This window comes from Paenimyroides baculatum, assembly GCF_008629655.1.
GTDB classification, from domain to species: Bacteria; Bacteroidota; Bacteroidia; order Flavobacteriales; family Flavobacteriaceae; genus Flavobacterium; species Flavobacterium baculatum.
Genome location: NZ_VWSG01000003.1, coordinates 161,849 through 183,865, shown reverse-complemented (window position 1 = coordinate 183,865; position 22,017 = coordinate 161,849). Strand labels below are relative to the sequence as shown.

17 protein-coding genes are annotated in these 22,017 nt (G+C 36.5%); 5 read left to right on the top strand and 12 right to left on the bottom strand.

The features are described 5' to 3' along the window. Positions 1 to 30: 30 nt before the first annotated feature. From pdeM to F0460_RS05325, 12 genes are all read right to left on the bottom strand, one after another. The gene (gene pdeM, locus F0460_RS05380; RefSeq protein ID WP_150011031.1) at positions 31 to 684 is read right to left on the bottom strand and encodes a ligase-associated DNA damage response endonuclease PdeM; all 654 of its coding nucleotides are present in this window, start codon (positions 682 to 684) and stop codon (positions 31 to 33) included. Then, positions 681 to 3,134, bottom strand: coding sequence for a ligase-associated DNA damage response DEXH box helicase (locus F0460_RS05375; RefSeq protein WP_150011029.1), 2,454 nt, complete (start codon positions 3,132 to 3,134; stop codon positions 681 to 683). Before F0460_RS05375 ends, pdeM begins: the two co-directional genes overlap by 4 nt. 2 nt (positions 3,135 to 3,136) lie before the next feature. Continuing rightward, positions 3,137 to 4,717, bottom strand: a complete 1,581-nt coding sequence (locus tag F0460_RS05370) for an ATP-dependent DNA ligase (RefSeq protein WP_150011027.1) — start codon at positions 4,715 to 4,717, stop codon at positions 3,137 to 3,139. Next, a complete protein-coding gene (locus F0460_RS05365; protein WP_150011025.1) occupies positions 4,714 to 5,724 on the bottom strand; it encodes a ligase-associated DNA damage response exonuclease in 1,011 nt (336 codons plus the stop codon). Before F0460_RS05365 ends, F0460_RS05370 begins: the two co-directional genes overlap by 4 nt. Before the next feature lie 122 nt (positions 5,725 to 5,846). Further along, positions 5,847 to 6,017 (bottom strand): phosphatidate cytidylyltransferase, encoded by a 171-nt coding sequence (locus tag F0460_RS05360; RefSeq protein ID WP_091520241.1) that lies wholly within the window; start codon positions 6,015 to 6,017, stop codon positions 5,847 to 5,849. 77 nt (positions 6,018 to 6,094) lie between these two features. Next, a complete protein-coding gene (locus tag F0460_RS05355) occupies positions 6,095 to 6,349 on the bottom strand; it encodes a SemiSWEET transporter (RefSeq protein ID WP_150011023.1) in 255 nt (84 codons plus the stop codon). A gap of 87 nt (positions 6,350 to 6,436) precedes the next feature. Further along, the gene (locus F0460_RS05350) at positions 6,437 to 7,000 is read right to left on the bottom strand and encodes a Crp/Fnr family transcriptional regulator (RefSeq protein ID WP_150011021.1); all 564 of its coding nucleotides are present in this window, start codon (positions 6,998 to 7,000) and stop codon (positions 6,437 to 6,439) included. A gap of 76 nt (positions 7,001 to 7,076) precedes the next feature. Then, positions 7,077 to 8,033, bottom strand: a complete 957-nt coding sequence (gene metF, locus F0460_RS05345; RefSeq protein ID WP_150011019.1) for a methylenetetrahydrofolate reductase [NAD(P)H] — start codon at positions 8,031 to 8,033, stop codon at positions 7,077 to 7,079. Between the two features lie 122 nt (positions 8,034 to 8,155). Continuing rightward, positions 8,156 to 11,863 (bottom strand): methionine synthase, encoded by a 3,708-nt coding sequence (gene metH, locus F0460_RS05340; protein WP_150011017.1) that lies wholly within the window; start codon positions 11,861 to 11,863, stop codon positions 8,156 to 8,158. Further along, positions 11,863 to 13,020 carry a trans-sulfuration enzyme family protein gene (locus F0460_RS05335; RefSeq protein WP_150011016.1) on the bottom strand — a complete coding sequence of 386 codons (1,158 nt, stop codon included), beginning with the start codon at positions 13,018 to 13,020 and terminating at the stop codon, positions 11,863 to 11,865. Before F0460_RS05335 ends, metH begins: the two co-directional genes overlap by 1 nt. A gap of 2 nt (positions 13,021 to 13,022) precedes the next feature. Then, positions 13,023 to 15,428: a bifunctional aspartate kinase/homoserine dehydrogenase I gene (gene thrA, locus F0460_RS05330; RefSeq protein WP_150011014.1), complete on the bottom strand. Its 2,406-nt coding sequence runs from the start codon at positions 15,426 to 15,428 to the stop codon at positions 13,023 to 13,025. Continuing rightward, positions 15,425 to 16,372, bottom strand: coding sequence for an alpha/beta fold hydrolase (locus F0460_RS05325; protein WP_150011012.1), 948 nt, complete (start codon positions 16,370 to 16,372; stop codon positions 15,425 to 15,427). Before F0460_RS05325 ends, thrA begins: the two co-directional genes overlap by 4 nt. 569 nt (positions 16,373 to 16,941) lie before the next feature. Between F0460_RS05325 and ccoS the strand changes: the two genes are divergently transcribed. The 5 genes from ccoS (at position 16,942) to ccoG (ending at position 21,990) form a co-directional block, all read left to right on the top strand. Next, positions 16,942 to 17,121: a cbb3-type cytochrome oxidase assembly protein CcoS gene (gene ccoS / locus F0460_RS05320; protein WP_091520213.1), complete on the top strand. Its 180-nt coding sequence runs from the start codon at positions 16,942 to 16,944 to the stop codon at positions 17,119 to 17,121. A 9-nt stretch (positions 17,122 to 17,130) separates the two neighbouring features. Beyond that, positions 17,131 to 19,314, top strand: coding sequence for a cytochrome-c oxidase, cbb3-type subunit I (gene ccoN, locus F0460_RS05315; RefSeq protein ID WP_150011010.1), 2,184 nt, complete (start codon positions 17,131 to 17,133; stop codon positions 19,312 to 19,314). 5 nt (positions 19,315 to 19,319) lie between these two features. Next, positions 19,320 to 19,523 (top strand): CcoQ/FixQ family Cbb3-type cytochrome c oxidase assembly chaperone, encoded by a 204-nt coding sequence (locus F0460_RS05310; RefSeq protein WP_150011008.1) that lies wholly within the window; start codon positions 19,320 to 19,322, stop codon positions 19,521 to 19,523. A 2-nt stretch (positions 19,524 to 19,525) separates the two neighbouring features. Further along, positions 19,526 to 20,467, top strand: coding sequence for a cbb3-type cytochrome c oxidase N-terminal domain-containing protein (locus F0460_RS05305; protein WP_150011006.1), 942 nt, complete (start codon positions 19,526 to 19,528; stop codon positions 20,465 to 20,467). Between the two features lie 104 nt (positions 20,468 to 20,571). Further along, a complete protein-coding gene (ccoG, locus tag F0460_RS05300; RefSeq protein WP_150011004.1) occupies positions 20,572 to 21,990 on the top strand; it encodes a cytochrome c oxidase accessory protein CcoG in 1,419 nt (472 codons plus the stop codon). Positions 21,991 to 22,017 lie beyond the last annotated feature (27 nt).

Below are 22,017 nucleotides of genomic sequence, written 5' to 3'. Positions count from 1 at the left end.
CAGCTGTGTAGAATTTTTAGCTGTGTTGAATTAATATTTTATCTTAAAAAATCCCTCTTCATGAAAACTGTAATAGGTTGCATCTGTGATGGTTTTTGTAGTATCTAAACCTGTCAATTTGCTGAAAGCGGGTAATATAATTTGTGAGGATTGTAATACAAAACATGGCAATTTTTTTCGACTGTTTTTTAACAAAGGAATTTGTATTCCAGGATGGATATGTCCTGAAATGGTTGGTAAGTTATCGTTCAAACTTGGTTCATGCACAAACTGAATTGTATCAATTACTAAATTTTCTGTTACCGAAGCAATTCCTAAATCTTTGATTAATTTTTCTGAAATACGGTCGTGGTTTCCTTTTATCAAATGAAAATCTGTAGAAGAAAAAGTAGAGGTTATTCTTTTTAAATCAATCACTTCTTTGTTGTTGGCAGCATGTATTAAATCGCCTACAATAATGATTTGTTTAGGTTGATAATGTTGAATTAAAAATTGCAAACGCTCTAAATCGCTATAATGCAGATAAGAGGGGATTGCCATGCCGTGTTTTCTAAAATGCGCACTTTTACCCGAATGCAGATCCGAAAAAATCAAGGCGTTTTGTGCCTGCCAATAAATACTTCGCTGGTTGTTCAACAGCAAATCGTTACCGGCAAAAAAAACTGGTTGTTCAATCAGATTCATTTTTTACGTTTCTTTAAATTTCGTTCAATCATTCGATTAATGCGCGTTGTAAGGTCTTCACTAGAAAGCGATTGCCTTAAACTATCTACTTTTATCGGGAAGCTCAACGGCGTGTATCGGTCTGTAAATTTAAGGACAATTTTGTTTGATGCAATGCGTTTGAAGGCATCAACCAAACGGACTTCCTGCAGTTGTTGATTAAAAACTTCGTTATAAGCCTGACGAACCAAAAGATGCGATGGTTCAAATTCTTCCAAAACTTTAAAAATGATGCTCGATGATGCCTGAAGCGATTTATTGTTTCGCTGTTTACCCGGAAATGTCTGTATTACCATGCCCGCAATAACCGCAATATCTCGGAATTTATGCAAAGCCATTTCGGCAGCATTGATACTTGCAACCACATCGTCCATTAAATGATCTAACTGAAATAATTCGGTAAGAAATTCCAGATCGACAGGTATTGGCTGATCAGAAAACAATTCAAAACCATAATCGTTCATTGCGATCGAAAAACTAATCGGAAATCGCTTACTGATTCTGTACGCAATAACGGTCGCCATAACTTCGTGCACCAAACGCCCTTCTAACGGATACATAAACAAATGATAACCTTCGCGCGTGTGAAACTGTTCAACCAAAAGTTCGTTGTGTAACGGCAGTGCAGAATGAGTTTGTTGATAATTTAATAGCGGATTTAAAAACTGAATTTCTTTACTTTTTGATTGATTCGTTGCAGCTTCTGATAATTTTTGACGTAAAAACAGGCTTAAATCGGCACTTAAAGGCAATCTGCCGCCTAACCAACTTGGGGTAATTGCCTTGCCCGAACTGTTGCGAACGTAAACGGTTAATTCTTTCATACGTACGTATTCCAAAACTCTTCCTGCCAAAATAAATTTATCGCCCACTTTAAGTTTTGTCAAAAAATATTCTTCAACCATGCCAATGTATCCGCCCGAAGTATATTTTACCCGCAACATGGCATCGCTAACAATTACGCCGATATTTAAACGATGAAGCATGCCAATCCGTCGTTTTTTAACTTCGTAAACTCCGTCATCATTCACATCAACCCGATGAAATTCTTCATAATTTTCGCCTAGTTTTCCGCCTTTGGAAATAAATGCTAAACACCAGTTCCAATCTTCTTCCTGCAAATACTTGAAAGCATGTGTTTGCTGAATGATCGGAAAAAGTTCGTTCGATTTAAAACCTCCGCCCAACGCAATGGTAACCATAAACTGAACAAGCACATCATAAGTAAGCACCATGGGATCTCGTTTTTCTACGACTTTATTTTTATAGGCATCTTTAAGTGCGGCAACTTCCAACAATTCCAAAGTATGTGTGGGAACAAAATAAATTTTCGATGTTTCGTAAGGCGAATGCCCACTTCTGCCGGCGCGTTGTAAAAAACGGGCAATTCCTTTGCTTGAACCAATTTGTACCACGGTATCAACGGGTTTAAAATCGACACCCAAATCTAAAGACGAAGTACAAACAACCGCTTTTAACTGACCGCTGCTCAACGCGTTTTCAATCCATTGTCGTAACGCATGATCTATAGAACCGTGATGCAGTGCCAACTGACCCGCCAAATCGGGATCGGCATTTAAAAGCAACTGATACCATAGTTCACTCTGACTTCGTGTATTTGTAAAAACCAAAGTAGATCGGCTCGATGAAATAATTTCGGCAACTTTATCTGCCAACGTTCCACCCAAATGACCAGCCCACGGCAATACATCAACTTTATCGGGATAAACCGGAATAATTTCGATCTGCTTTTTTTCTTTCGATACAATTTTGATTTTTTTCGATACGTTAGGAAGCAAAACTTCCATTGCCTCATCAATATTGCCAATTGTAGCTGTAATTCCCCAAATTTTAAGGTTTGATACGTTATTTTTAAGATATCCTAAAGCCAGTTCAACCAATACACCGCGCTTGTTTCCCATTAATTCGTGCCACTCGTCAACAGCGATACATTGCAGATTTTTAAAGAATTTATCGCAACTTTTTTGTGCCAGCAACAAATGCAGACTTTCGGGCGTTACAATAAGCACATCGGGCATTTGCTTGGTTTGCCTTGCTTTTTGTTTGGGATCGGTATCGCCGTTACGAACTTCAACAACCCAGTCAATTCCTATGCTGTCAACGGCTTCCTGCATGGCGCGCGCCAGATCTTTTGCAAGCGATCGGATAGGGGTAACCCACAAAAGTTTTAAACCCGACTGCATTTTTTGGTACTGATTGATGTAATTGATGACCACCCCAAGAAAAACCGAAAATGTTTTGCCAAAACCCGTTGGTGCAACCACCATGCCGCTGTAACCTTTGTGATAGTAATTCCAGGTTCGCTCTTGAAATTCAAAAGGAACTTTTTGGTCGGCGGTCATCCAATTATTTATGATCTGATAACCTTCGGATGTTTTTAAATTCTTCATAATCAGGTAATCAGTTTTTTAACTTCGTCAATCGTGTCAATGTCGGCAACGGTTTTGTCTTTACGCCAACGCAAAATTCTTGGGAAACGCAATGCAACGCCAGATTTATGTCGACTACTGTAACCAATTCCTTCAAAAGCAATTTCGAAAACCAATTCGGGTTTTACCGTTCGTACTGGTCCAAATTTCTCTATTGCGTTTTTGTTTACGAATTTGCTGACTTCTTGAATTTCTTTATCTGTTAAGCCCGAATAAGCCTTGGCAATGCTAACCAGCGCGTCACCACTTTTAACGGCAAACGTATAATCGGTATAATAACCGCTACGGCGACCACTGCCTTTTTGAGCGTAAATAAGCACAGCATCAATGGTTAAAGGATCGGTTTTCCATTTCCACCAGTCGCCCCGTTTTCTTCCGGTATGGTAAGGCGAAGTAACGTTTTTCAACATTAAACCTTCGCTGTTTATTAAACGTGCATTGCTGCGAATTTCGGGTAGTTTTATCCAATCGATTTCTTTGATAACGGGCGATAAATGCAACGATTGATTTGTATCAATATTAAATTGATCTTCTAAAATTGATCTTCGATACGAAAGTGGTTTTGTTCGAATATCTTCACTTTTCCATTCTAAAACATCATAAATATAAAGCGATACCGGAAGTTCTTCGAGCATTTTTTTAGGCAGATTTTTTCTGTTTAACCGTTTTTGAAGTTCGCTGAAATTATACACTTCATTATTTTTAACAACGAGTAATTCACCATCGATCACAAAATCATCAGGAAAATCAATCAACGCTTTTTCGATTTCGGGAAATTGAGCCGTAATTAATTCTTCACCACGCGACCAAATAAAAAATTCGCCTTCACGCTTGATAACTTGCGCACGAATTCCGTCCCATTTATATTCGATCTGCCAATCATCGATCGATCCTAAATCAATCAAATCTTTATCTAATGCATACGCCAAGCAAAAAGGGTAGGGCTTGCTTTTATTGATTTCGGTATAATTTCCTTTTATCAAACCTTCAAAATCGACTTCTTTTCGATCCCAATCGCCCATAATACTGTGGGTTACGGTAGCTGCTTCCAAATCAAAGTGTTTTGCAAAAGCATTAATAACCGTTTTTGCCGACACACCCAAACGAAAACTTCCGCCCAACAACTTGTTGAAAATAAAACGTTCGGTTGTGTTTAGGGCTTTCCAACTGTTAACAACATAAGTTCTTTTTTCTTCTTCGGATTTATCTTTTAAGGCAAGAATTTCGTTCATCCATTCAGAAAGTGATTTTTCAGAAGGATGTTCGTTATCGGGCAATAACAACGCAATGGTTTCGCCTAAATCGCCAACAGCCGCGTAACTTTCTGCAAACAACCATTCGGGTAGACGCGTTTCCTCTAAAACCCACTGTTTTAAAAGCTTGGTGGTCACGCTTCGTTTTGGGCGTTTGCCTGTGAAAAGCGATAGAAACCACAATTTATCTTCGTTGCTTGCCGTATTAATAAACAGTTCAATTGCCGCGATTTTTTGCAGATTTTTATTGGTGCTGTCTAACGAATTGATCAGTTGTGAAAATGCTTTCATAGGCTTTCGGGTGTAGATTCGTCTTCTTCGTCATTTCCAAAAGCAGTATGCAGTTCAACGCCTTCAATTCCGTTTTCGTTCAAATATTTGGCAAATACGGCAGTTTGTCCGTGGGTAACATACACTTTTTCTGCATTTGTTTCTTTAACGGCTTTTAAAAGGTCGTCCCAATCTGCATGATCGCTTACTGCAAAACCAGCATCGGCACTGCGCCACCTTCTTGCACCGCGAACCTGCATCCATCCAGAACAAATTGCGTAAACCATATTCGGAATTTTCTTTAAAACATTGGTGTCCACAAGCGATGGCGGAACAATGACAATACCTTTATTTACATGTTGAACAGATTCTCTGAAATCGAGCGATTCATAATGTGGCAGTTGAATTCCTGCGTTTTCATACGCCTGATTCAATTTGGTTATGGAATAATGTGTGTAAATAGGAGCGATGCTACTAACAGCATTCAAAATACGTTGTGCCTTGCCTAAAGAATATCCTACAAAAACAGATGTCTTACCAATTTCCTGATTGTGAAGCACCCAGTTTTGCATGGATTCATTCAATTTTTCAGTTGATGCCCATTTGTAAATTGGCAATCCAAAAGTACTTTCGGTAACAAATTCGTGGCATTTAACAGGTTCAAAAACAGTCGAAAGTCCGTCGTTTTGTAATTTATAATCGCCTGAGACAACTACAACTTTTCCTTTGTATTCCATTCGTATCTGTGCCGAGCCAATAATATGACCCGCCGGGTGAAACGACACTTTTACACCATTTATGTTGATGGGTTCGTTGTAGCCAATGCCCTGAACTTGAATATCTGCACCAATGCGAATGTGAAGAATGGGAACTGTGAGGTGATGACACAAGTATTTTTTCATTCCCCAACGCGCATGATCGGCATGACCGTGCGTTATCAACGCATAGTCTACGGGTTTCCAAGGATCGATATAAAACTTACCCGGAATGCAGTAAATACCTTTGTCTGTAAAATTTAATATTTGCATTTTGTGGTTTGCTTACTATCAAATTAAAACTAAAAAAATGGTGTTCTGAATGTTTTTATAAGGGAAGAAAAGATGCGGTTATCTGTAAATAGAAAAATCCGCATCTTGGTAATGTAATAATTTTAATTTTTATTTCTCATTTTAGAAAAAATCCAAAGGACTAATCCAATTCCAAGAAATATCAAAATAAAAGCCCACCACATACCGGCTTTAAAAATAGTTTCTACTGCACTACAACTTGTTAATAGTAATGAAGTTAGAATGGTACAGCTGAATAAAAAATACTTTTTCATAGTCTTAATTTTTTATAATCTGTATTAAAGTTAACGAAAAAAACTGAAAAAGCAGTATGATTGCTAACATTTTCATGCTACTGATTTTTATATTTAAAGTAATAGATCAGCAGAATTGTATTTACTAAAACTGAAAATCCGTTGGAGAGAATAATGGGCAATTCATTTTTCATAATTCCGTAAACTACCCATAGCGAAACACCGATTAGTAAAACGGCGATCATTCCCCACGAAAGGTTTTCTACATCTTTTTCTTTTAACACCTTAATTAGTTGCGGTATCATGGATACAGATGTTAGTATACCGGCAATTGTTCCTATAACTGTTTCCATTTATTAAAAAGAATTTTACTTTCTTAAATATAGCAATAATTATCGGATTTGATCTTAAAAGAAATCAGGGCATTTATAAAGAGGTTGTTATTTAATTTCGGCTCTAATCCTGCTTAAACTTACTTGAGTAATGCCTAAATACGATGCAATATAACCCAACTGTACACGTCGAATTAAATCGGGATTTTCTGTCAAAAGTGTTTTGTAGTGTTCTGATGCTGTTTTAAATTGTCGGGATATTAATCGTTCTTCGGTTTTAAGTAATTCCTGTTCTGCAAATTTTCTGCCCCAATTGGCAATATGAATGTCTTTTTCGTAAAGCAAATTTAGATCGACTGTATTAAGCTGATACAGATCTCCATCTTCTAAAAGTTCAATGGTTTCATACCCTTTTTCATGGGCAACATAACTTTTCATAGATAAAATAGTTTCGCCTTCACGACCAATCCAAAAAGTAATATCGTTATCAGGAGTACGTGCAAAAGCTCTTACAATTCCTTTTTTTATAAAGTAAATGTTTTTTTCAACCGTTTTGGTATCAAGCAAAATACGACCTTTGGTGTACGAAACTTCGGTAATGTAACTTTTCAATACTTTTAAAGAATCTTCCGGAAGCGAATGTATCTTGTTTAAAATTAGATCAATATCCATTGATTAAAATCTGTGTTTTATGTTTTATAAATATATGGTTTTTGAATTATACAATGAATCTTTTCTTACCTCAACTCTAAAAAACCTCTTTCGCTACCCTTTTAACAGTATCCGATTTTCCCATAGAATAATAATGTACAATAGGAATTCCCGCTGCAATAATCTCTTTACTTTGCTGAATGCACCATTCAATCCCAATTTGTTTTACAGCATCGTTATCTTTTGCTTTTAAAATTTCAATAACCAAAGCATCAGGTAAATCCACTTTAAAACGATGCGGAATCATATTTAACTGACCTTTACTTGTTAACGGTTTCAAACCGGGAATAATCGGAACCTCAATACCTGCTTTTCTGCATTTATCCACAAAATCAAAAAACTTGGCATTATCAAAAAACATCTGCGTAACAATATAATCGGCACCTTTATCAATTTTTTGTTTTAAAAACTGTAGATCACTGTCAAAATTCGGAGCTTCCATGTGTTTTTCCGGATACGCACCAACACCAATGCAAAAATTGGTTGTGTGCGAATTTTCTAATTCATCATCTAAATAAATACCATTGTTCAGTTCCGAAATCTGCGTAACCAGTTCCGATGCATATCTGTGCCCGTTTTTTTCAGCCTTAAAATAAATTTCACTTTTAACCGCATCGCCACGCAAAGCAACTACATTATCAATTCCTAAAAAATCCAAATCAATCAAAAAATTCTCGGTATCTTCTTTCGTAAAACCGCCACACAAAATATGCGGTACGGCATCAACTTTATATTTGTTCTGAATGGCAGCACAAATTCCAACCGTTCCCGGACGTTTTTTTACGATTTTTTTCTCCAACAAACCGTTCCCAGCATCTTTGTACGTGTATTCTTCGCGATGATAAGTAACATCAATAAACGGCGGATTAAACTCCATTAACGGATCAATCGTGTCAAAAATACATTGAATATTTTGCCCTTTCAAAGGCGGTAAAATTTCAAACGAAAACAATGCTTTTCCGTCGGCATTCTGTATATGTTCGGTAACTTTCATTTTATAATTATTTGGGCGTTACCCTTTCGGGTCGGGCTTTTTGCTACAAGCTTTTGTTCATTCTTCACAAAAGGCTTTTCACTTCAATCCCTAACGCAAATGGTTATTAGTGCTTAAATTTGTTATTCATTTATATTTGGTCCGAGCCATTTGGCAGCTTCCTCAAAACTGATATTTCGTCTGCGGGCATAATCTTCCACCTGATCGTTTTTAATTTTTCCCACGCCAAAATATTTCGCTTCTTTATTACCAAAATAATATCCCGAAACAGACGATGCCGGCCACATTGCTAAACTTTCGGTTAATGTTACGCCAATTTCATCGGCAACATTTAAAACATCCCAAATGGTGTTTTTCTCCAAATGATCGGGACACGCCGGATAACCCGGCGCCGGACGAATACCTTCATACGATTCTTTAATTAAATCGTCATTGGTTAATTGTTCCGAAACCGAATATCCCCAAATTTCCTTACGGACTTTCTCATGGAGATATTCCGCAAAAGCCTCTGCCAAACGATCGCCCAATGCTTTAACCATGATAGAATTATAATCGTCTTGAGCGTTTTCATAATCTTTGGCTTTTTCTTCAACGCCAAAACCGGTACTTACACAGAACAAACCAACATAATCGTTTATCCCTGATGATTTTGGTGCAATAAAATCTGCCAAGGCAATATTTGGTACACTGCCTGATTTATGCGCCTGCTGACGAAGAGTTAGCAAAGTTGCGATGGTTTTATCATTTTCATCGACCAATTCAACATCATCATCGTTTACTTGATTGGCTTTGTAAATTCCGATGATTCCTTTAGCTTCAAACCATTTTTCTGAAACAATCTTTGTCAACATTTCCTGTGCTTCTGCAAACAAAATAGTTGATTGTTCGCCTACAATATCGTCGTTAAAAATATCAGGATATTTACCAAACAACTGCCAAGATCTAAAAAACGGAGTCCAATCTATATATGAAACCAATTCCGATAATTCTACACTGACTTGCTTTTTACCAAGAAAATTAGGTTTGGTAATATGTTGCGAATCCCAATCTATTTTGTATTTATTCTTACGGGCATCGGCAATCGACAAATATTTTTTATCTCGCGCACGATGTAAAAAATCATAACGTAATTTTTCATATTCGGCACGAATGTCTTCTTTATAAATTTTGTTTTTATCGGGCTGTAATAAATTGTTAATCACTGTTACAGCGCGCGATGCATCATTTACATGAACAACAGTCTGCGTATACTCAGGCGCAATTTTTACGGCAGTGTGAGCTCGAGATGTTGTGGCACCACCAATCATTACCGGAATTTTAACGCCAATTTTTTCTAATTCTTTAGCCAAATAAACCATTTCATCTAATGACGGAGTGATTAATCCGCTTAAACCAATTACATCGACCTGTTCTCTAATGGCGGTTTCAATAATTTTTTCGGGCGGAACCATTACACCTAAATCTATAATTTCGAAATTGTTACAAGCCAAAACCACCGCAACAATATTTTTACCAATATCGTGTACATCGCCACGAACAGTCGCCATTAAAACTTTACCAGCCGATGAATTATTTGTTACTCCGTTTTTCAGTTTTTCCTCTTCGATAAAAGGCAGCAGATAAGCCACCGCTTTTTTCATTACACGAGCCGATTTTACAACCTGCGGCAAAAACATTTTTCCCGATCCGAACAAATCGCCTACAATGTTCATTCCGTTCATTAAATGTTGTTCAATCACCTGAATAGGTCGATCAACAGTTTGTCTAGCTTCTTCTACATCGGTAGTAATAAATTCTTCAACGCCTTTAACCAAAGCATGTGTAATACGTTCTTGTAAAGCGTGCGATCGCCATTCTAAAACCTTTTCCTCTTTAAATTTGGTTTCGCCTTTTAAATGTTCGGCAAAATCAAGTAATCGTTCAGTCGCATCACTTTTTCGATTTAAAAGCACATCTTCAACAAAAACCAACAAATCCGGGTTTACTTCATCGTAGATTTCCAATAATTCCGGATTTACAATTCCCATATTCATACCATGTTGAACCGCGTGATACAAAAATGCTGCATGCATTGCTTCACGTACACGATCATTTCCTCTAAAAGAAAACGAAACATTACTTACACCGCCCGAAACATTTGCATACGGCAGGTTTTCACGAATCCATTTTGTTGCCCGAAAGAAATCCAATGCGTTGTTGTTGTGCTCTTCCATTCCTGTAGCGACGGGAAATATATTCGGATCAAAAATAATGTCTTGCGGAGGAAAACCAACTTGATGAACCAGAATGTCATACGATCTTTTACATATATCGATTCGCCTTTGATAGGTATCTGCCTGACCAGCTTCATCAAACGCCATTACCACAACTGCGGCTCCGTAACGTTTAACTAAATTTGCGTGGTGAATAAAAAGCTCTTCGCCTTCTTTTAAACTGATGGAATTTACGATACCTTTACCTTGAATGGTTTGCAAGCCAGCTTCAATGATTTCCCATTTTGAACTGTCGATCATTATTGGAACTCGGGCAATATCAGGTTCTGAAGCAATTAAGTTTAAAAAATTAACCATTGCTTCTTTGCCGTCTAACATGCCTTCATCCATGTTGATGTCGATGATCTGTGCACCGTTTTCAACTTGTACTCGGGCAATATCTAAAGCTTCGTCAAACTTTTCTTCTTTAATCAATCGAAGGAATTTTCGTGAACCGGTTACGTTGGTACGTTCACCGATATTAATAAAATTCGATTCTTTTGTAACAAAAAGCGGTTCTAAACCAGAAAGCGTTAAAATCGGTTGAGGTTTTACTTCATCGATTTTAACATTATTTTTTAGAGCGTTGTACTGCGTAACGGCATCGGCAATTAAACGAATGTGATCAGGATTTGTTCCACAACAACCACCAATAATCTGTACCAGATCTTCCTTTAAAAAATCGGCGATTAAATGTTGCATTTCTTCGGGTGACTGATCGTATTCGCCAAAAGCATTCGGCAAACCGGCATTTGGATGCGCCGAAATATTTACCGATGTATGTTGTGCCAACTGCTTTAAATAAGGTTTTAACTGTTCGGCTCCCAAAGCACAATTGAAACCGATACTTAATAACGGAATGTGCGAAATCGAAATTAAAAAAGAATCAACTGTTTGTCCTGATAACGTTCTGCCTGAAGCATCGGTAATCGTTCCGGAAACCATGATTGGAATATCGATATTTCGTTCGATTTTTACTTCTTCAATAGCAAATAAAGCCGCTTTTGCATTCAAAGTATCAAAAATAGTTTCAACCAAAAGCAAATCGCAACCACCATCAATTAGCGCTTCAACCTGCTGTTTATAAGCCACACGTAAATCTTCGAACGTAATGGCGCGATAACCGGGATTGTTCACATCGGGCGACATAGATGCCGTACGATTCGTAGGACCGATTGATCCTGCAACAAAACGCGGTTTGTCTGGCGTAATAATATCAAACTCGTCACAAACTTCTCGGGCAATTTTTGCTGACTGATAGTTCAACTGGTACACATAATCTTCCAGATAATAATCTGCCATACCAATGGTTGTTGATGAAAACGTGTTGGTTTCCAGAATATCGGCACCTGCCTGCAAATATTTTCTGTGAACTTCTTTAACCGCTTCGGGTTGCGTGATCGACAGTAAATCGTTATTGCCTTTTAACGGATGCTGAAAATTTTGAAACTGCGTGCCTCGAAAATCTTCTTCGGTAAACTGATACGCCTGCAACATGGTTCCCATAGCGCCATCGAGCACTAAAGTTCGGTGCTTTATTATTTCTGAAATAGACGTTTTTTTACAGAGCGTTTTCATTATAAAAAGGCGGTATTTAGTTCGGTAATAATATCGTCGATATGTTCTAAACCAACCGAAATGCGTATCAAGCCTTCGGTTAAATTGGCTTCGGCAAGTTCGGTTGCGTTTAATTTACTGTGTGTTGAGGTTGCCGGATGCGTGACAATTGTTCGTGTATCGCCCAAGTTTGCCGAAATGGAAAACAGTTTTATAGAATCGATAAACTTTTTGCCTGGATCTTTTCCTCCGTTTAATTCAAAAGCGATAATGTTTCCACCCAATTTCATTTGTTTTTTAGCGATTTGGTATTGTGGATGCGATGGTAAAAAAGGATATTTTACACTGGAAACAGCGGGATGACTTTCTAAAAACTGAGCTACTTTCAGTGCGTTTTCACTATGTTTTTCTACTCTTATTGACAATGTTTCCAAACTTTTAGAGAAAATCCATGCGTTGAAAGGCGCTAATGACGGACCTGTGTTGCGAGAAAATAGATAAATTTCGCGGATCAGTTCTTTTGATCCAACGGTTACACCACCTAATGCTCTTCCTTGTCCATCTATTAATTTTGTAGCCGAATGAATAACCAAATGCGCACCGAAATCAATCGGGTTCTGAATGATTGGCGTTGCAAACGTATTATCAACAATTAATAAAAGATTGTGTTTTTTTGCCAAATCGCCCAAAAATTCCAGATCAATTATTTCAACTCCAGGATTTGTAGGTGTTTCAACAAACAATATTTTGGTGTTCGACTGTATTTTAGATTCAATAGTTTCAGGTTCGCTGATGTTGAAATACGTAGTTTCAATATTCCATTTTGGGAGATATTTGGTAAACAACGTGTGTGTTGAACCAAAAACGCTGCTTGCCGAAACAATGTGATCGCCACTGTTTAAAAAGGTTACCAACGTATTGTAAACCGCTGCCATTCCGGTTGCAAAGCCAACACCGTCTTCGGCATTTTCCAGCAATACCATTTTTTCTATAAATTCTGATACATTCGGGTTGCTAAAGCGCGAATAAATGTTTCGGTCTTTTTCTTCTGCGAACGATGCACGAATGTCTTCTGCATCTTCAAATACAAAGCTCGATGTTAAAAATAACGGTGTGCTATGTTCTAAATATTGCGTGCGTTCGGTTTGATTTCTTATTGCTAATGTTTCTTTTTTCATGACTATTTTTTTTCTGCTAAACGTAAAATATCTCCAAAAACTCCTCGTGCCGTAACATGTGCTCCGGCTCCGGCTCCTTGAATAATGATTGGTCTGTCGCCGTAAGATTCTGTGTAAATCTCGAAAATACTGTCAGATCCAGATAATTGCCCCAAAGCAGAATTTTTATCTACTTTTATCAATTTGGTTTCTAAAACGCCTTTTTGTTGTTGTAAATCACCCGATAATTCGCCAACGTAACGTAAAACTTCATTCGATTTTAGCTGCTGTTTTAAATCATCGTAATGATTATTTAAACCGCTTAATTGTGCTAAAAATTCTTGAACGGTTAATGATTGAAATTCAGAAGGGATCAAATTTTGAATAGATATATCTTGTAGTTCATTTTCTAAATCTAGCTCGCGTGCAAGAATCAACAATTTACGGGCAACATCGGTTCCCGATAGATCATCACGAGGATCAGGTTCGGTAAATCCTTTTTCAATCGCTGCTCTTAAAACTTCAGAAAACGGCTTGTTTTCTACCGAAAAAAGATTAAAAATGTAACTCAACGTTCCCGAAAAAACACCTTTTATTTTGGTAATATTTTCGCCCGATAAATGCAATAATTTTATATTATCAATTAAAGGTAACCCCGCACCAACATTGGTTTCGTATAAATATTGTTTCTGATTTTTCTTTAAATTCTCACGCAAATTTTTATAAAATTCAAACGAAAGAGTATTTGCAATTTTGTTCGATGAAACAATATCAAATCCATTATTAATAAAATCATTATAACGATTTGGAAGGGATTCTGCAGCGGTGTTATCAATTAAAATTAAATTTTCTAAATGATGTTCTTTTGCATATTCAATAATAGAAGACAGCGAATTTGTTTGCGGTGTTTGGAATTGATCTTGCCAATCTGTATTGAAACCGTTTGTGCTGAAGTAAACCGAATGCGAGTTGGCAATTGCAAAAATGTTTAAATCGATATTTTTACGTTCGGCAATCTGATTTTTCGATGCAATAATTTGATCAATCAACACACTGCCCACAGTTCCTTTACCAACAATGGCAATATTTACCGTTTTATTTACTCCGAAAATTTGACCATGAATTACGTGCAATGCTTTTTTAAATTGTGCTTTTTCGATCACCAAACTAATGTTTTTTCCCGAAACCGAATTGTTGAAAAGGATAGGAACAATGCCGTTTTTTACCAAGGCACTGTAAGGTTTGTGAAACGATTTTAAATCTTGCCCAATGATTGAAACTACGGCGATATTGTTGTTAATGCTGATGTTTTCGACATCTTTCGTGTAAAAATCCTGTTGAAATTCGTATTCTAAAATTTCTTTTGCCGAAGCTGCTTCTGAATCATTTACGACAAATCCTAATCCGCGTTCAGATGAACCTTGAGAAATAACACTTACGCTGATGTTGTTTTTTGCCAACGCATTAAAAATTCGAGCATCGACACCCACTTTTCCAAACAAACCTTTACCATGAAAATTTATCAAGGCAACATTTTGAAGAACCGTTAACGACTTAACTCCGTTTGGTGTTGGTTCGGCAGAAATTAATGTTCCAGTGCTTTCAGGGTTTAAGGTATTCAATATTCGTAAAGGAATTTTCTTTTCAATCAACGGAACAATAGTTTTTGCATGCAGAATAGATGCTCCGAAAGTCGCCAATTCATTCGCTTCGCTGTAATTTAAATGTTCAATTCGTTTAGCAGAAGCAACCCATTCCGGATTTGCCGTGTAAATACCATCAACATGTGTAAAGTTTAAAAATTCTTCAGCTTGTGTGTAATTTGCAATTAAAGCAGCCGTTAAATTACTGCCGTTTCTGCCTAAAGTAGTAACTTCATTTTCTGCGGTACTGCCAATAAATCCGCCTAAAACAATCAATTTTTTGTCAGCTAATTTTTCAAATTCTGTTTGAACAGCTAACTCGGTCAATGTTTCATTTACATTTGCTGCGGTAAAATAAGCATCGGTTTTAATTAATTGTGTGCTGTTCACAAAAGTTGCCTTTAAACCGTGATTTAAAAGTAATTGCGTGACTACTTTTGAACTGATTAATTCGCCTTGAGCCAACAGTAAATCCTGCACTTTTGGGCTGTAATCTTGAATTAATGAAACGCCTTGCAAAATGTTTTCTATCAACTTAAAATGCTCTTCGGTATTTATTTGTGGATAAAAATTTAATGCTTTAAGTTCTTGTAAATGATCTGCATAAGGTTTGTTTGCTTTTGCTTTTTCAAGTAATTCCAATAACAAATCGGTTGTGTTGCCAATGGCAGAAACAACGATGATTAACGATGATGTTTCTAAATAATTGGCTATGATATTTAGCAAGTTTTTGTTTGTATGCAGACTTGCCAGTGATTTTCCTCCGAATTTTAATACTTTGCTCATAAATAAGGTGCTAATATTTCTTCTAATTTTTTAAATTCTATTAAAAAGGCATCGTGTCCGTGTGTTGATTCTAATGAGTGATGCGTTACGTTTTTGTATGTTTTTGATAGGTCATTTGCCCATTCTGTCTGATGTTGCGGATGAAACAACCAGTCCGATGAAATACTAACGACAATAATTTTCGTGTTGCTTTTTTGAGATGCTTTCAGATATTGATCTTTATCAGATCCTTTTCCTATGGATCCTAACAAATGATTCATAATTTGATACGATTTTTTAGAAAAGCGTTTTTTTAAGGAATCTCCGTGATACATCAACCAATTTTCTATTGTTTGATTGTTGTTTTTAAATTTATCATTGATTCCTAAAGCATTTCTGTAAAAAAGCATCGACCACATTCGTGCTTTTTCGTATCCATTATCGTTCTGTAAAAGATCGTTCTGTAAAAAAGTAATTGCTCTAATCCAATGATTTTCAAACGGATTCGCGCCAATACTTATCAACTTATCAAACAAATCAGGATTTTCTTTCCACATTTCCCAAGCAATTGATCCGCCTAAACTTCCACCGATAATTGAAATATCTTTTTTCAACTCTAAACCGTTCAATAACCACAAATTGATTTTTGCAATATCGTTAACGCTTATTTTTTCTATTGAATGAATCTTTTCGTGCGTATTGGTAGTGTATCCGTTTCCTAAAGTATCGATTGACAGAATGTTGTATTTCGTGGTATCAATCACTTTTGATGCTCCAATCAATTCTTTCCACCAACCATTTTCGCCAGTAACCGTGCTGTTTCCTGTTAACGCATGAAGAATAACAAGCGTTGGTTTCGGTTCATTACTAGTACAAATCCACTGATAACTGATTTCGCAATCTTTATCGGCAAAATGATGGGTAAACTGTTTTGGTATTATTTTTTTGATCATGATAAATTCCATAAAAAAATCCTTCAGGGCTATACCTAAAGGATTAAACAAATTGGGTTTAAGGTATAGTTTATTGCGACGCTTTACGCATCATCATAAACATGTCCATTTTATAAAGGTTAGTTGTTGTCATTGTTATTTTTTAACGTAGCAAATGTAATTATATATTTTCTAAAAACAAGTGTTTTGTTAGAAAAATAATCTAAATATATAGTTTAAAAGAAACAGTTTAATGATTTATATTCTTTATAATTGATTTAATTCAGAATATTTTTTTACGCTTGATTTAAATTGATGAAAACTGTTTTGTTTTCTATTTAAAAATTAGAATGAAAAAAATATGATTGAGTAGGAGAGAAGTGTCAAAAAAATATATCCAAATAAAAAAGACACCAACTGAAAAGCCGGTGTCTTTCGAAAATATTAAAAATAAAGACCTAATAAGTTTCAAATTTAGTAAGATGTTGCTATTAAGAACTTAATCTAGATTAATAAATAAATCTTAAAATTAAAACTGCAAACTGACATTTATCATATTTTATTTAATCTGCCAATTATAGTTTTGTACAAAGATTTAAGGTATGGGCGTAATTTACATTTTAATATGCATTAGCATATTTGTAGCAGCCGTTTTTCTGACCCTCTTCATAAAATCAGTTAAAAGCGGCCAATTCGATGATCAGTATACACCGTCGGTGAGAATGCTGTTCGACGATGAGATCAAAGAAAAAAAAGGAAAAAAACAAAAACAATCAAATTAATTATTATTTATGGAAGTGCAACAATTTTATTACGATAACAAAATTGTTAAGAAGTTCCTGTATGCCGCGATACTTTTTGGAGTTGTAGGTATGCTTGTAGGGTTGCTTTTAGCAATTATGTTTATATTTCCGAACATCACAGACAATATTCCGTGGTTAAGTTTCGGTAGGCTCCGTCCTTTACACACCAATGCGGTTATTTTTGCATTTGTTGGTAATACCATTTTTGCGGGCGTTTATTATTCATTGCAACGTTTGCTAAAAGCCAGAATGTACAGCGATCTTTTAAGTAACATCAACTTCTGGGGATGGCAGCTTATTATTGTGGCAGCAGCTATTACACTGCCTTTAGGTTATACATCGTCTAAAGAATATGCCGAATTAGAATGGCCAATTGATATTGCGATTACGCTTGTTTGGGTTGTTTTTGGTATTAACATGATTATGACCATTATTAAACGTAGAGAACGCCACCTGTATGTTGCTATCTGGTTTTACCTTGCAACGTTTGTTACGGTAGCTGTTTTACACATTTTTAATAATATTGAACTACCTGTGAACATGTGGAAATCGTATTCGGTTTACGCAGGAGTGCAAGATGCTTTGGTGCAATGGTGGTACGGTCATAATGCAGTAGCATTTTTCTTAACAACACCGTTTTTAGGATTAATGTATTACTTTTTACCAAAAATTGCCAATCGTCCGGTTTATTCGTATCGCTTGTCAATCATTCACTTTTGGTCGTTAATCTTTTTATATATCTGGGCAGGTCCACACCACTTGTTGTACACGGCACTTCCAGAATGGGCACAAAATTTAGGAGTAGTATTTTCTGTAATGCTTATTGCACCGTCTTGGGGTGGTATGATCAACGGATTGTTAACACTTCGTGGTGCTTGGGATAAAGTTAGAACAGAGCCTGTATTAAAATTCTTCGTGGTGGCAATTACCGGTTATGGTATGGCTACTTTTGAAGGACCAATGCTTTCTTTGAAAAACGTAAACGCAATTGCCCATTACACCGATTGGATCGTAGCGCACGTGCACGTTGGTGCATTGGCTTGGAACGGATTTATGGCATTTGCAATTATGTATTGGTTACTGCCAAGAATTGCAAAAACAGAATTATATTCTAAAAAACTGGCAAACTTCCATTTCTGGATCGGTACTTTAGGTATTATACTTTATACTATTCCTTTATATGTAGCAGGTTTCAGCCAGCACATGATGTGGAAACAGTTTAACCCAGACGGAACATTAAAATATGGTAACTTTTTAGAAACCGTAACGGCTATTATGCCAATGTACGCCATGCGTGCTGTAGGTGGATCGCTTTATTTAATTGGTATTCTGGTTCTTGTTTACAATATTTACAGAACAATGACTGCTGCACCTAAAGTAGAAGACGAATTGGCAGAAGCTCCAGCATTGTCACAGATTTCTCCAAAACGTGTTCGCGGTGAAAGATTCCACGCATGGTTAGAACGTAAACCAATTCAATTAACCATTTTAGCAACAATAGCTATTCTTATAGGTGGAATTATTCAGATTGTACCAACATTGGTAGTAGATTCTAACATACAAACCATATCAAGCGTAAAACCATATACACCGTTAGAGTTAGAAGGTCGTGATCTTTATATTCGTGAAGGCTGTGTAAACTGTCACTCGCAAATGGTCCGACCATTCAGAAGTGAAGTAGAACGTTACGGCGAATATTCAAAATCCGGAGAATATGTGTATGATTATCCGTTTTTATGGGGATCAAAACGTACCGGACCCGATTTACACCGTTTAGGAGCCAAATATTCAGACAACTGGCATTTCAATCACATGTACGATCCACAAAGTACCTCACCAGGATCAATCATGCCGGGCTACAAATGGTTGTTTGATAACGAAGCGATGAATCTTTCTGAAGTAGAAAACAAAATGCGCGTAATGCAAAAATTGGGAGTTCCTTACACAGATGAAGAAATTGCGAATGCTAAAAAATCGATCCAAATTCAGTCGCAAAAAATAGAAGAAAACTTAAAGAGCGATCCTGATTTTGTAAAATCGTACGAAGCAAGTAAAAAAGCTGCCGAAGCAAACGGAGAAAAATTTGTTCCGATGAGCGAAAGAGAAATCACTGCTTTAATTGCGTATTTACAGCGTTTGGGAACTGATATTAAGGTTAAAGATAAAAAATAAAGGTTATGTTGAAGTTTATAAAACACAATATGGATACCATTTCTGGAATTGAAATTTATCCTATTATCGCCTTGCTTATCTTCTTTTTGTTCTTCACGGTCTTAATTATCTGGGTGTTTACCTACAAAAAAAGTTCATTGAACGAATTAAGTAAGTTGCCGTTGCAAAATGCCGACGAAAACGAAGGTCAAACCAATATGAATTTATAGTTATGAAAAGATTTTTCCCTGTATATGTCCGCGTTCCGCTAATATTCTTTACCTGTTACGGTCTTTTGGAATATTTCATAGACTCGGGCGACAAACCTGCCATGATAGCCTATCCGTCTGTTATGTTGCTTTTAGGATTGATTTTATTGGTGATTATTGCACTCGAAATTGTAGCAAGTGCATCAAATAACATCATCAATCAACTTATGACGCCGGAAGAACGCGCACAGAAAGAAGCATTAGATAATACACCAATTTCGCAATTGCCGTTTGTTAAAAATCTTCTGCAAAAACTAACCAAAACTCATGGTTTAGAAAATGAAAAAGAAATTGAGTTAGAACATGATTACGACGGTATTAAAGAATTAGATAACGATTTACCGCCATGGTGGGTGTATCTTTTTTACGCAACCGTAATTTTTGGAGTGATTTACATTGGTAAGTACCATTTGTTCGGAGGCGATAATCAGATTCAAGAACTTGAAAAAGACATGATGATCGCCCAGAAAGAAATCGAAGAGTACAAGAAAACGGCTCCCGATTTACTTACAGCAGACAAAGTGGTTTTATTGACTGATGCTGGAGATATTAGTGCCGGAAAAGCTATTTTCGATGCAAACTGTGTGGCGTGTCACCGTGCCGATGGTGGTGGTGGTATCGGACCAAATTTAACTGATGAATATTGGATTTTAGGTGGCGATGTAAAAGAAATTTTCAATACCATTATGGAAGGTGGTCGTGACGGTAAAGGAATGGTTGCTTGGAAACAGCAAATTAAACCAAGCGATATTCAAAAAGTAGCAAGTTATATTTTATCGTTACAAGGTAAAAACCCAGCCGATGGTAAAGCACCAGAAGGCGATAAGGTTGCAGCATCGGCAGGAGCGGCACCCGTTAAAAACGATAGTTTGGTAGCACCGCAAGCAAGTGCACCAGACGCATAGTAATTTCCATAATCATTTGGAGAGTTTTAGTTTTATTTTTCTTCCACAGCTCTTCACAATCAAGGGCTGTGGTTATTTTAAAACTAATTTAAATTAAGTAGGTAATGATTAATGATGAAAATAACAGCTTTAGAGACAGATTAGGTACTGTTGACGAAGAAGGAAAAAGAATTTGGGTATATCCCAAAAAGCCGTCAGGTAAATTTTACGATCTGCGCAAAATAATAAGTTATTTACTGCTGGTTATACTTTTGGCATCGCCATTTATAAAAATTAACGGTAACCAGCTGTTTTTATTTAATGTTTTAGAACGCAAATTTTCAATATTCAGTTTTACGTTCTGGCCACAAGATTTTTACATAGTGGTAATTGCAATTATTATCGTTGTGGTTTTTGTGGCACTTTTTACGGTTGTTTTTGGAAGGATTTTTTGCGGATGGATCTGTCCGCAGACAATCTTTTTGGAAATGGTTTTTAGAAGGATCGAATATTGGATCGAAGGAGACAGAGGTGCACAGATACAATTAGACAAACAAAAGTGGAATGCCGAGAAAATAAGAAAGAAAGGTTTAAAATGGTTCATCTTTTTTATTGTATCGTTTATAATCGCAAACGTTTTTCTGGCATATTTAATAGGATCTGATCAGGTTTTGGGAATGATCAAAAACGGACCATTTACTAATGTATCAACATTGATTTCCTTGGTAATATTCACAGCTGTTTTCTATTTTGTCTTTGCATGGTTTCGCGAACAGGTTTGTATCATCGCATGTCCTTATGGTAGATTACAAGGTGTTTTACTTGATGAAAAATCACTGGTTGTTGCTTATGATTACAAGCGTGGTGAAGCAGAAAAAGGCAGAGCCAAATTCAGAAAAAACGAAGACAGATCAGAAAAAGGAGTCGGTGATTGTATCGATTGTTCGCAATGCGTGCAGGTTTGTCCAACGGGAATCGATATCCGTAACGGTACGCAGTTAGAATGTGTAAACTGTACTGCTTGTATCGATGCTTGTGATTTCATGATGGAATCTGTAAATCTGCCAAAAGGTTTGATCAGATATGCATCAGAAGATGAAATCGCCAAAAAAGAAAAATTCGTATTCACAGCTCGTATGAAAGGTTATTCTGCCGTATTGTTAATATTGGTGGGAATTTTAACCGGATTGTTGTTCTTACGAAGCGAAGTTGAAGCGAAGGTATTGCGTTTGCCAGGGCAGTTGTTCGAACATAAAGGCGAAAACATAAGTAATGTTTACACCTATAAAATTGTCAACAAAACAGCTCGAGATTACGATAATGTATCTATTAAACTGATACATCCGCAAGGAAAATTGGAATTGGTTGGTAAAAAATCGATCAAAATTCCAAAAGAAGAAGTAGTGCAGGGAACATTGTTTATCGAGATTCCGCAGGCATTATTAAAAAGTGATAAAACCGAAGTTCAGTTAGAAATTTATAATAACGATGAATTGATAAATCACACAAAAACCAACTTTTTAGGACCGCGAAGTTTTAATTAGAAAGAAAAGAAAGAAAAACTAAAACTA

Coding starts and splice junctions, on each gene's coding strand:
- F0460_RS05325 (WP_150011012.1), bottom strand. CDS start 16,372: ATGGAATTTATCATGATCAAAAAAATAATACCAAAACAGTTTACCCAT.
- F0460_RS05375 (WP_150011029.1), bottom strand. CDS start 3,134: ATGAAGAATTTAAAAACATCCGAAGGTTATCAGATCATAAATAATTGG.
- F0460_RS05350 (WP_150011021.1), bottom strand. CDS start 7,000: ATGGATATTGATCTAATTTTAAACAAGATACATTCGCTTCCGGAAGAT.
- F0460_RS05310 (WP_150011008.1), top strand. CDS start 19,320: ATGTTGAAGTTTATAAAACACAATATGGATACCATTTCTGGAATTGAA.
- ccoG (WP_150011004.1), top strand. CDS start 20,572: ATGATTAATGATGAAAATAACAGCTTTAGAGACAGATTAGGTACTGTT.
- F0460_RS05355 (WP_150011023.1), bottom strand. CDS start 6,349: ATGGAAACAGTTATAGGAACAATTGCCGGTATACTAACATCTGTATCC.
- F0460_RS05305 (WP_150011006.1), top strand. CDS start 19,526: ATGAAAAGATTTTTCCCTGTATATGTCCGCGTTCCGCTAATATTCTTT.
- metH (WP_150011017.1), bottom strand. CDS start 11,863: ATGAAAACGCTCTGTAAAAAAACGTCTATTTCAGAAATAATAAAGCAC.
- metF (WP_150011019.1), bottom strand. CDS start 8,033: ATGAAAGTTACCGAACATATACAGAATGCCGACGGAAAAGCATTGTTT.
- ccoS (WP_091520213.1), top strand. CDS start 16,942: ATGGGCGTAATTTACATTTTAATATGCATTAGCATATTTGTAGCAGCC.
- thrA (WP_150011014.1), bottom strand. CDS start 15,428: ATGAGCAAAGTATTAAAATTCGGAGGAAAATCACTGGCAAGTCTGCAT.
- pdeM (WP_150011031.1), bottom strand. CDS start 684: ATGAATCTGATTGAACAACCAGTTTTTTTTGCCGGTAACGATTTGCTG.
- F0460_RS05370 (WP_150011027.1), bottom strand. CDS start 4,717: ATGAAAGCATTTTCACAACTGATCAATTCGTTAGACAGCACCAATAAA.
- F0460_RS05365 (WP_150011025.1), bottom strand. CDS start 5,724: ATGCAAATATTAAATTTTACAGACAAAGGTATTTACTGCATTCCGGGT.
- F0460_RS05360 (WP_091520241.1), bottom strand. CDS start 6,017: ATGAAAAAGTATTTTTTATTCAGCTGTACCATTCTAACTTCATTACTA.
- ccoN (WP_150011010.1), top strand. CDS start 17,131: ATGGAAGTGCAACAATTTTATTACGATAACAAAATTGTTAAGAAGTTC.
- F0460_RS05335 (WP_150011016.1), bottom strand. CDS start 13,020: ATGAAAAAAGAAACATTAGCAATAAGAAATCAAACCGAACGCACGCAA.